This window comes from Pseudomonas sp. CG7, assembly GCF_023701885.1.
Lineage (GTDB): Bacteria > Pseudomonadota > Gammaproteobacteria > Pseudomonadales > Pseudomonadaceae > Aquipseudomonas > Aquipseudomonas zanjanensis.
In genome coordinates this window covers 1-9,458 of record NZ_JABAEE010000137.1, presented here as the reverse complement: position 1 = coordinate 9,458, position 9,458 = coordinate 1, and the positions used below count along the sequence as shown (strand labels likewise).

The 9,458-nt window shown below is 60.0% G+C and carries 12 protein-coding genes; 5 read left to right on the top strand and 7 right to left on the bottom strand.

Annotation, left to right across the window (positions count from 1 at the left end):
* Positions 1-1,075: LOG family protein (locus tag HGO40_RS29655; RefSeq protein ID WP_250965942.1), on the bottom strand; the 1,075-nt coding region annotated here is incomplete at its 3' end.
* 452 nt (positions 1,076-1,527) lie between these two features.
* Between HGO40_RS29655 and HGO40_RS29650 the strand changes: the two genes are divergently transcribed.
* On the top strand, positions 1,528-1,722 hold the full coding sequence (locus HGO40_RS29650; RefSeq protein ID WP_186705555.1) for a hypothetical protein: 195 nt from the start codon (positions 1,528-1,530) through the stop codon (positions 1,720-1,722).
* Here the strand turns inward: HGO40_RS29650 and HGO40_RS29645 are convergent, their stop codons facing one another.
* Entirely contained in the window at positions 1,723-2,145 is a 423-nt protein-coding gene (locus HGO40_RS29645; RefSeq protein ID WP_003198359.1) for a quorum-sensing-regulated virulence factor family protein, read from the bottom strand.
* Positions 2,146-2,329: 184 nt separating this feature from the next.
* On the opposite strand from HGO40_RS29645, the gene HGO40_RS29640 reads away from it, so the two are divergent.
* The 3 genes from HGO40_RS29640 (at position 2,330) to HGO40_RS29630 (ending at position 4,379) form a co-directional block, all read left to right on the top strand.
* On the top strand, positions 2,330-3,076 hold the full coding sequence (locus HGO40_RS29640; RefSeq protein ID WP_250965941.1) for a tRNA-uridine aminocarboxypropyltransferase: 747 nt from the start codon (positions 2,330-2,332) through the stop codon (positions 3,074-3,076).
* Positions 3,077-3,290: 214 nt separating this feature from the next.
* Entirely contained in the window at positions 3,291-3,944 is a 654-nt protein-coding gene (erdR, locus tag HGO40_RS29635) for a response regulator transcription factor ErdR (protein WP_186705557.1), read from the top strand.
* A gap of 72 nt (positions 3,945-4,016) precedes the next feature.
* Positions 4,017-4,379: a diacylglycerol kinase gene (locus HGO40_RS29630; protein ID WP_250965940.1), complete on the top strand. Its 363-nt coding sequence runs from the start codon at positions 4,017-4,019 to the stop codon at positions 4,377-4,379.
* 4 nt (positions 4,380-4,383) lie between these two features.
* Here the strand turns inward: HGO40_RS29630 and HGO40_RS29625 are convergent, their stop codons facing one another.
* Positions 4,384-5,310, bottom strand: a complete 927-nt coding sequence (locus tag HGO40_RS29625; RefSeq protein ID WP_024617637.1) for a LysR family transcriptional regulator — start codon at positions 5,308-5,310, stop codon at positions 4,384-4,386.
* A 121-nt stretch (positions 5,311-5,431) separates the two neighbouring features.
* Between HGO40_RS29625 and fpr the strand changes: the two genes are divergently transcribed.
* Positions 5,432-6,211 carry a ferredoxin-NADP reductase gene (fpr, locus tag HGO40_RS29620; RefSeq protein WP_003184787.1) on the top strand — a complete coding sequence of 260 codons (780 nt, stop codon included), beginning with the start codon at positions 5,432-5,434 and terminating at the stop codon, positions 6,209-6,211.
* Positions 6,212-6,430: 219 nt separating this feature from the next.
* Here fpr and tsaA read toward each other — a convergent pair whose 3' ends face one another.
* From tsaA to HGO40_RS29600, 4 genes are all read right to left on the bottom strand, one after another.
* Positions 6,431-7,129 (bottom strand): tRNA (N6-threonylcarbamoyladenosine(37)-N6)-methyltransferase TrmO, encoded by a 699-nt coding sequence (gene tsaA, locus HGO40_RS29615; protein ID WP_250965939.1) that lies wholly within the window; start codon positions 7,127-7,129, stop codon positions 6,431-6,433.
* A gap of 213 nt (positions 7,130-7,342) precedes the next feature.
* The gene (locus HGO40_RS29610) at positions 7,343-7,804 is read right to left on the bottom strand and encodes a YehS family protein (RefSeq protein ID WP_250965938.1); all 462 of its coding nucleotides are present in this window, start codon (positions 7,802-7,804) and stop codon (positions 7,343-7,345) included.
* Positions 7,805-7,862: 58 nt separating this feature from the next.
* Positions 7,863-8,573, bottom strand: coding sequence for an rRNA pseudouridine synthase (locus tag HGO40_RS29605; protein WP_250965937.1), 711 nt, complete (start codon positions 8,571-8,573; stop codon positions 7,863-7,865).
* Between the two features lie 83 nt (positions 8,574-8,656).
* Positions 8,657-9,130, bottom strand: coding sequence for a GNAT family N-acetyltransferase (locus HGO40_RS29600; RefSeq protein ID WP_250965936.1), 474 nt, complete (start codon positions 9,128-9,130; stop codon positions 8,657-8,659).
* Positions 9,131-9,458: the final 328 nt, after the last annotated feature.

The window sequence follows — 9,458 nt, the reverse complement described above, 5'->3', positions numbered from 1 at the left end:
GGGTGGGCTGGGCCCAGTTTTCCGACAGGTTGATGTAATCCACCAGCTCCCTCAAGCGACCGTGGTTGCGGGCGTTGAAGGCGAACGTCAGCCGCGTCAGATGACTGAATCGGGCCTCGTCGTGCTCTTCACCGCCGTAGTCATGTTGATGAAAACAGTCGTTCAGGCACAGATCGGCAAAATCCACCTGCATCTGCTGCACGGCCTGTTCGCTTAGCTTGTGATTCATGCGGATCACGAACTGGTGCTTGAGCCAGCGACTGGAATGGAAGTTGCGGTAGAACTGGTTGATCTCGTCCACGGCCTCCTCGGCGTTGTACACCAGGCGCATGAGCTTCATGTCTGTGGGCAGGATGTAGCGATTTTCCTCCAGCTGCTCGCGGATAAAGTCCAGGGCGCCTTGCCAGAACTTGCCTCCGGGAACATCCAGCAGGACCACCGGTACCAATGGGCTTTTACCGGTCTGTATCAGCGTAAGGACTTCCAGTGCCTCATCAAGCGTGCCGAAACCGCCGGGACAGAGCACCAGTGCGTCGGCCTCCTTGACGAAAAACAGTTTGCGGGTAAAGAAGAAGTGGAACGGCAACAGATTCGACGTGCCTTCAACGGTCGGGTTTGCATGCTGTTCGAAAGGCAGGGTGATATTGAATCCCAGGCTATGGTCACGCCCTGCGCCTTCATGGGCCGCGGCCATGATGCCACCGCCGGCACCGGTGATGACCATCATGTCTGAGCGGGCCAGCGCAGCGCCCAACTCACGGGCCAGGCCGTACAGAGGATGTTCGATGGGCGTTCGGGCCGAGCCGAAGACCGTCACCTTGCGCCGGCCCTTGAATGGTTCGAGCGTACGAAAGGCCTGTTCCAATTCCCTTAGGGCTTGCAGCGTAATCTTGGCATTCCAGCGGTTGTGATCCTCCTGGGCCTTGCGCAGCACAGTCAGGATCATGTCGCGGTAAATGGGGAGGTTGGGGCTGTCGGGGGATACCAGGTTGAGTTGTTCTTCGACCTTGCGGGTGAGGTCGTGGCCGTGGTTCTCAAAATGACGATTGAGCAGGTCATTCGGTTTATAAGGCATTCAGCTTCTCCTTCTTAACAGGACCCCGGCCCGAACGAGAGATTCGTTCGGGCCACGACCCTCCGTGTGTCGTTGTCAGCCCAGGCATCGGCTGGCGGCTGACCTGGCTTGACGCGGCCTGAGGCAGGCGACCAAGCCATCCAACGGGTTCTGTTCTTCCCTTTGATAAAAACAAGCACGCCAAAGTGTTGGCCGGACAGGCTCTTTCTGCCCGGTGCAACTGCTAAGAATACTTCTGAATCTAGCCGATCTTTGCTGTCTGATCATGGCGCTCAAAAGTGACCGTTGGCAACCGCTGGATAAGCACACGGCAATATCGCGCCGCTCGTCAGATTGCCGGCCGACTGCGTGTCGCTCTGATTTACTGATAACAAGCGTGCCAACGTAATTGACGCCCAGGGCTGGGTGCCACGTGATTGGATTGAAGCGGATCGGGCAGGGAGGCGGGAGAGATGGCCAGGGTGACTCTGGAACTCGACAGGCAGTTGTACTTGATGCTGTTGGAATCGGCACAGGCCAATCGGGTGAGTCTTGAGGAAGAATGCTGTCGCCGGCTGGGCGGGCGAGCATGGCGCTCGCGCTATCTACAGGCGCTGGTGGCGGAACTGCGCGCCGACGATGAGCAGCGGCGCGCAAGCTCGGGGTGATTACTTCTTCGTCTTGGCGGGTTTCGGGCAATCCGATTCCTGGAAGCGTTCGGTCGCGACCGGACGGTTGGTCTTAACCTCGGTAAATTCATAGCGCATCGTCGCGCCCTTGGCCATCAACTTGCGAAAGCCCGGATTGGTGCACACCGTGGAACCCAGTTGGAAATACACGGCCTTGGGGTCTGCGCGCATCTTCTGGGCATGGCTGCTCTGCACGCTGAGGTGGTTGATCAGCTCGGTGCCTTCGACGGTATAACCTTGGTCGAGAATGTCTTCGTTGATCGCCCGCGGCGTGCCGACGCTACTTTCCTTGGCAACGTTCTGCAGCATCTTGTTCAGTTCGAGTTCTTTCAGCGAGGCAGCCTGAGCGCTGAAGGACGTCGCCAGCAGAACGGCAACGGTAGGGACGATAAGGCGCAGCATGAAACTCTCCTGGTTCAGTGACTGGTGGTTCGACCGATCACATGACTGTGCGTTCAGTGGCCGGGGATTATAGGGGAGCCCGTGTGGACGGTACAGGTTCGTGCGCTCTGGTAGACTGCCGGCCTTTATTGCCCTGCCGAGTGTTGTTCGTGTCGAGTTTTCCTGTCCGCCGGCGTTGCCCACGATGAATCACGCCCCTAACGCCGTAGCCCGCCTGCGCGACCAGCGCATCGATGAAGGCATCAAGCCGATTCAGGCCCGGGGCTGGCGCGCGCCCCGTTGCAGCGCCTGCCGTGTGATCGAGAGCCATTGCCTGTGCGCCTGGCGTCCGAGCGTCGAGACCCGTTCCGGGGTTTGTTTGATCATGACCAACAAGGAGGTGTTCAAGCCAAGCAATACCGGTTGGCTGATAGCCGATGTGGTGCGGGACAACCATGCGTTCATCTGGTCGCGCACCGAGGTCGATGAGCAACTGCTGGCGTTGCTGAACGATCCGCAATGGCAACCTTACCTGGTGTTCCCCGGCGAATATGTCGAGCCATCGCGAGTCACCCATACGGTGGATCTCGATCACGCCAAGCGTCCGCTGTTCATTCTGCTGGACGCGACCTGGACGGAGGCGCGGAAGATTTTCCGTAAAAGCCCGTATTTCGACCGACTGCCGATCCTGAGCCTGCTTCCCGACAAACTGTCGCGCTACCGCTTGCGCCGTTCGACCCGCAGCGAGCACTTGTGCACCGCTGAGGTGGCGGCGTTGTGCCTGGAATTGGCGGGGGACAGCGACGCCGCGTCGGCCCTGGATGCCTATTTCGATGTGTTCAGCCAGCATTACCTGGGCGCCAAGGGCCAGCGGGAGGTGAACCTGTCGACTCCGGCCCATGCCGAGTTGCAACCCTTCATCCGTACGCCGCACGCAGTATTGGCCCAATAGTGGCCCATACTGGACAAAGGGGCGGCCGTGCTGCTTGACCACCCTGGCTTCGCTGGGCATGCTTGGCGCCGACCAGGGCGCCGCCCACTGTTTGAAACGCTATGTTTGGCGTTGAACGTGCCCCTGTGGATACCGTCGCCGGGCGGTGTCTCGAGTTGTCTTGGCGAGGCGCGAATGCATCGGGCCTGCCATTAAAAACAGGATCATTTGAAAAATGGCCACATACGAAATCCTGATTGCCGATGACCACCCGCTTTTTCGCAGCGCGTTGCATCAGGCAGTGACCCTGGGCCTTGGCCCGGCTGTCCGGTTGACGGAGGTGGCCAGCATCGCGGAACTGGAGGCCCGGCTGACGGACAAGGCCGACTGGGACCTGGTGCTGCTGGACTTGAACATGCCCGGTGCCTATGGTTTTTCAGGGCTGGTGCTGTTGCGCGGCCAATATCCGCAGATCCCCGTGGTCATGGTCTCGGCCCAGGAAGAAGCCTCGGTGATGGTGAAGGCCCGGGAGTTCGGCGCCAGTGGCTTCATACCCAAGTCCAGTTCCCTTGAAATGATTCAAAAGGCCGTGAAGGCGGTCCTGGACGGCGACGTCTGCTGGCCTCCCCAGGCGTTCGAAGCCGTGAGCGTGTCCGAAGAAGCCAAGGCCGCCAGCGCGGGCCTGGCCAGCCTTACCCCGCAGCAGTTCCGGGTGTTGACCATGGTCTGCGAAGGCTTGCTGAACAAGCAGATTGCCTATGAACTGAACGTGTCGGAGGCCACCATCAAGGCTCACGTCACGGCGATCTTCCGTAAACTGAATGTACGCACCCGGACCCAGGCGGCCCTGTTGTTGCAACAACTTGAGTCAATTTCGCCGCAGGCTTGATGCGCTGCTTCACGCTTTTTTGACCGGGTTTGAATTAGTTTCTCCACTCCTTTTCGATCAGTTGCCCACTCTATGTCACCTTTTAAAGGCCAGACCGGCCTGAAACGCATCCTCAATGCCTCCGGCTATTCCTTGGACGGGCTGCGCGCGGCTTTTGTCGGCGAAGCGGCTTTCCGTCAGTTGGTGCTGCTCAACGTCGTCCTGATTCCGCTGTCGTTCTTCCTGAACGTCAGTCGTGTCGAACAGGCGATGCTGATTGCCGTGTGTCTGCTGGCACTGATCGTGGAGTTGCTCAACTCGGCGGTGGAGGCAGCCATCGACCGCATCTCCCTGGAGTTGCACCCGTTGTCGAAAAACGCCAAGGACATGGGCAGCGCCGCCCAGTTCGTCGCCCTGACGATGATCGCATTGGTGTGGGGCCTGATCCTGCTGTAACGGGTCAGGCAATGGCCGGCAGCACGATTTCGTCGCTGCGTTGGGCCCCGGCGGTGAAGGCCCGGCACAGTTCGAGGAATTCGCGCATGGCCGAGGTCTGGTACTTCTGTTTGTGCCAAATGAAATAGAACTGCCGCGCCAGGTCCATGTCCGGGGTTTCAACCGCGACGAGGCTGCCGCGGCGAAAGGCGTCGCGCAAGGCCAGGCGGGAGATGCAGCCAATGCCCAGGCCGGACTCCACGGCGCGCTTGATGGCTTCGGTGTGTTCCAGCTCCAGGCGGATATTCAACGCGCTACGGTGGTGGCGCATGGCCTGGTCGAAGGTCAGTCGCGTGCCCGAACCCTGCTCCCGCAGAATCCAGGCTTCATGGGTCAGTTCCTCCATGGTTGCCTGGCCGCGCTTGGCCAGCGGGTGTTGAGGGGCACAGAACACTACCAGTTCGTCCTCGACCCAGCTTTGCACTTCGATGTCCGGGTGGCTGCAGTCGCCTTCGATTAGACCCAGATCAATTTCATAGTGGGCAACCTGGTGCACGATATTGGCAGTGTTCTGCACATGCAGCTTCACCTGGCTTTCCGGATGGCGTTGCATGAAACCGCCGATCAACAAGGTCGCCAGGTAATTGCCAATGGTCAGTGTCGCGCCGACCGCCAGTGAGCCGAAACCGGATTTGCCATTGAGCAGGTCTTCGATCTCCTTGGCCTGGTCCAGCAGCGCCACGGCCTGGGGCAGCAGTTGTTTGCCCAGGGCATTGAGGCTCAGGCGTTTGCCGGCACGGTCGAAGAGCTGGCAGCTCGATTGCCGCTCCAGTTCGGTGATGGAGGTGCTGGCCGCCGACTGCGACAGATTGAGCTGGCCCGCAGCGCGAGACACGCTTTCCTGCTGGGCGACGGCGACGAAGACTTGAAGTTGACGTAGAGTAAATCGCATATCTATATAACCGATAACCCTTATCTTAATAATCCATTTAACAGATATTGTCGCCGCCATTAGAATGCGATGCAATTGCGCAGATTATCGGCGCAGGCATCATTCCCAGGAGTCCCCGTACATGAGCAACATGAACCACGAGCGTGTCCTCAGTGTTCATCACTGGAACGACACTCTGTTCAGCTTCAAGTGCACCCGCGATCCGGGCCTGCGCTTCGAGAACGGTCAGTTCGTGATGATCGGCCTGCAACAGCCCAACGGCCGCCCGCTTATGCGCGCTTACTCGATTGCCAGCCCGAACTGGGAAGAGCATCTCGAATTCTTCAGCATCAAGGTGCCCGATGGTCCGCTGACTTCCCAGTTGCAGCACCTGAAGGAAGGCGACGAGATCATCATCAGCAAGAAACCCACCGGCACCCTGGTGCTGGACGATCTCAAGCCTGGCAAGCATCTGTACCTGCTCAGCACCGGTACTGGTCTGGCGCCGTTCATGAGCGTCATCCAGGATCCGGAAACCTATGAGCGTTTCGAAAAAGTGATCCTGTGCCACGGCGTGCGCTACGTCAATGAAGTCGCCTATCGCGAGTTCATCACCGAGCACTTGCCGCAGAACGAGTTCTTCGGCGAAGCCCTGCGTGACAAGCTGATCTACTACCCGACCGTGACGCGCGAGCCGTTCGAGAACGAAGGCCGCCTGACCGACCTGATGCGCAGCGGCAAGCTGTTCCGCGACATCGGCCTGCCACCGATCAACCCGCAGGACGACCGCGCCATGTTGTGCGGCAGCCCGAGCATGCTCGACGAGACTAGCGAAGTGCTCAACAGCTTCGGCCTGACCGTTTCGCCGCGTATGCGCGAGCCGGGTGACTACCTGATCGAGCGGGCGTTTGTAGAGAAGTAAGCTGTATTTGTGGCGATTGATAGATCGCCATCGTCGGATCGCCGCCCGGAGCAAGCTCGCTCCCACAGTTGATTTGTGTTGTTCGAGAGATCTGACACAACACAAAACCCTGTGGGAGCGAGCTTGCTCGCGATGGCAGCGACTCGGTCACACTGACAGACCAAGAAAAAAGCCCGCGCCGCCTGATGAAGGCCGCGCGGGCTTTTTCGTTTCCGGCGATTACTCCTTCGTTGGGATTACTTCAAACACCCGGATCACCCCCGGCTGCGGGTAATGCCAGCGCACATCCAGATCCCAGAACTGCGCACCATATTCCCGTTCGGCTGTAGGAATCTGGTACGCCGGGCGTGGGTCTTGGGCCAGGCATTGTTCAATCAGCTCCACCAGGGGTTCCCCCAGTCGCATGGCATGCTCGCGTGCTTGCAGCAGGGCGGTATCCGCCCATTGCACCGGAATCAACTCAGGCGCGGCGCTGGCGATGCTGTTGGAGGCCGAGCCGATGATGTCGGCATAGGGCACGTAGGGCTTGATGTCCAGCACCGGGGTGCCGTCCAGCAAATCGATGCCCGAGAGCCACAGGCGTCCGGCTTCCACCCGTTCCAGCTTCACCACCGACTGGCCGATGCCGTTGGGGCGATGGGTGGCGCGGGTGGCGAACACGCCCATGGACTTGTTGCCGCCCAGGCGTGGCGGCCGCACTTTCAGGCGTGGCTTGTCTTCCAGGGCCTGGTGGAACAGAAACAGCAGCCAGACATGGCTGACTTGCTCCAGGCCCTGCACCGCCTCGCCCTGGTCGAACGGCGCCACCAGTTCCAGCACGCCGCGTGCGGCCGGCGCCAGTTGCGGTTGGCGGGGAATGGCGAACTTCTCCTTGAAGCAGGAGCGTAGGAAGCCGATGGGGGAGACGCTGTAGGTCATGGGTTGGGATCGGGGCGAGGTTGAAAAGGCATCATAACGCGAGGGACCAGGTTGGCACTGTTCTCCATGGCAAGAGCGCTTCTGTGGCGAGGGAGCTTGCTCCCGCTAGGCCGCGAAGCGGCCCCCTGGTGTTGTCTGACACACCGCGAGGGGACGCTGCGCGTCCAGCGGGAGCAAGCTCCCTTGCCACAAAGGCCCAGGAGGCCTGGGAAGTCAGCCGCGAACGCGCAGCGTCAGGCCCTTGAGGAAGTTGCGCAGCAACTGGTCACCGCACGGCCGGTAGTTGGTGTGGCCGAACTTGCGGAACAGCGCGCTCAGTTCCGGCTTGGACACCGGGAACTCGGCCGCCTTGAGGATGGCGTGCATGTCGTCTTCCTTCAGTTCGAAGGCCACCCGCAGTTTCTTGAGGATGATGTTGTTGGTCACCGGCACTTCGATGGGCTGCGGCGGACGGCGTTCGTCCTTGCCGCGCGTGAAGATCACCAGGCCATCGAGAAAATGCGCCATGACCTCGTCGGGGCAGAACACGAAGCCTTCTTCCTCGTCTTTCTTGAGGTAGCCCGCCAAGTCCGCCAGGGAGACGTCGAGGCCGCCCAGCTTGATGATCTCGATGACTTTCTTGTCGCTGATGTCGAGCATGTAGCGCACGCTGCGCAGTACGTCGTTGTGAATCATGTGTGCTGTCCTGATCAATCGGCAGTGGGCGCCTGCGTTCGGTGCGGCGCCGGGAAAATTAGAATTTCTCTTTGGCAGACAAGTAGCGCCACTGGCCCAGCGGCACTTTGCCGATGGACACGCCGCCGATGCGGATGCGGCGAATGGCGACGACCTTGAGGCCGACCGCCTGGCAAAACAGCGCGATCACGCCGGGCTGCGGGTTCTTCATAGCAAAGCGCAGGCGGTTCTCGTTCTGCCAACTGGCCTTGACCGCCGGCAACTCCTTGCCCTTGTAGGACAAGCCATGGTTCAGGCGATTGAGGCCATGGGCGACCATTTCGCCTTCGACTTCCACGACGTATTCCTGCTCGATCTTGGCGGCGTCGGCGGTGAGCTTGCGCAAGATCTTCCAGTCCTGGGTGAACACCAGCAGCCCGCTGGCGTTGGCCTGCAGGTCGGCGCTGGCGGTCAGGCGCAGGAAATGCCCCTTGAGCGGGCGTTTGCCGAAGCGATGTTCTTCGCTCAGGGTCTGCGGTCCGAGGGAAGCCATTGCGGTGTCTACATCCATGCCAGCCGGGACGTTCAGCAGGAGCGTCACCGGCTCCGGCGCGGTGGCCTTGGCCTCGGGATCGAGTTCGACTTTCTGGGCCGTCACCTTGAACTGCGGCTCATCGATCACTTCGCCGTCCACAGTGACCCAGCCGCCCTCGATGAACAGCTCAGCCTCCCGACGGGAACAGCCGACGAGTTCGATGAGGCGTTTGGAGAGACGAATCGGGTCAGTCATGACGGGGGCCGTAACAAAAAGAGGGTGGGCATTGTACCTGCCTGGCGCCGGTTAATCGCGGGTCCATTTGCCTCATGCAACTTTTAGCCGCGTCCCGCCTTCAGGTCAGGCTGCTTGTAGCGCATGTGCAGTAGCGGGTAGGGCTGGTTCATGCCATCTTTTGCCGCGCGCCCGACCACTTCGAAGCCTTGCTTGAGGTAAAAGCCCAAGGCTTGCGGGTTCTGTTCGTTGACATCCAGTTGATCGGCGTTCAGGTGTTCCATGGCGTAGCGCAGCAACAGCTTGCCCAGGCCCTGGCCACGGTGTTGCGGGTCGATAAAGAGCATCTCGATCTTGCCCGCCGCGACACCGGCGAAACCGGTGATCCGTTGGCGCGCGTCCCGGGTGCAAATGAGCATCACCGCATCCAGGTAGCGAGTGAGTACCAGGTTTTTCAGCAATTCGATGTAGCTGTCCGGTAGAAAGTCATGGGTGGCCCGCACCGACGCTTCCCAGACCTGGGTCAGTTCCTGGTAATCGCTCGGTTTCGGTGTGTGGATGACCGAATGCTGACGCATGCCCGCCTGCTCCTTGTGCTGGATATCTCCATACGATAGCCGTAAAAAAGCCCCGCATCTTGTCGCAAGAGCGGGGCTTGAGGATTTTTTGGGTGCTGGCAGGTGAGAGGCTTGCAAACAACCTGTGGCGAGGGAGCTTGCTCCCGCTCGATTGCGTAGCAATCGCAAAGATGGGGCTACTTCGTAGCCCAGCGGGAGCAAGCTCTCATCAAACAAAATCCATCCCCTTGTTCTCCAAAGCTTTTTAAGCCGCGACCAATCGAACACCCAGCTTTGTAGCCTTACGCTGTAAGGCTCTAAGCTGACGATCACGACTTTTGGCCTCGTA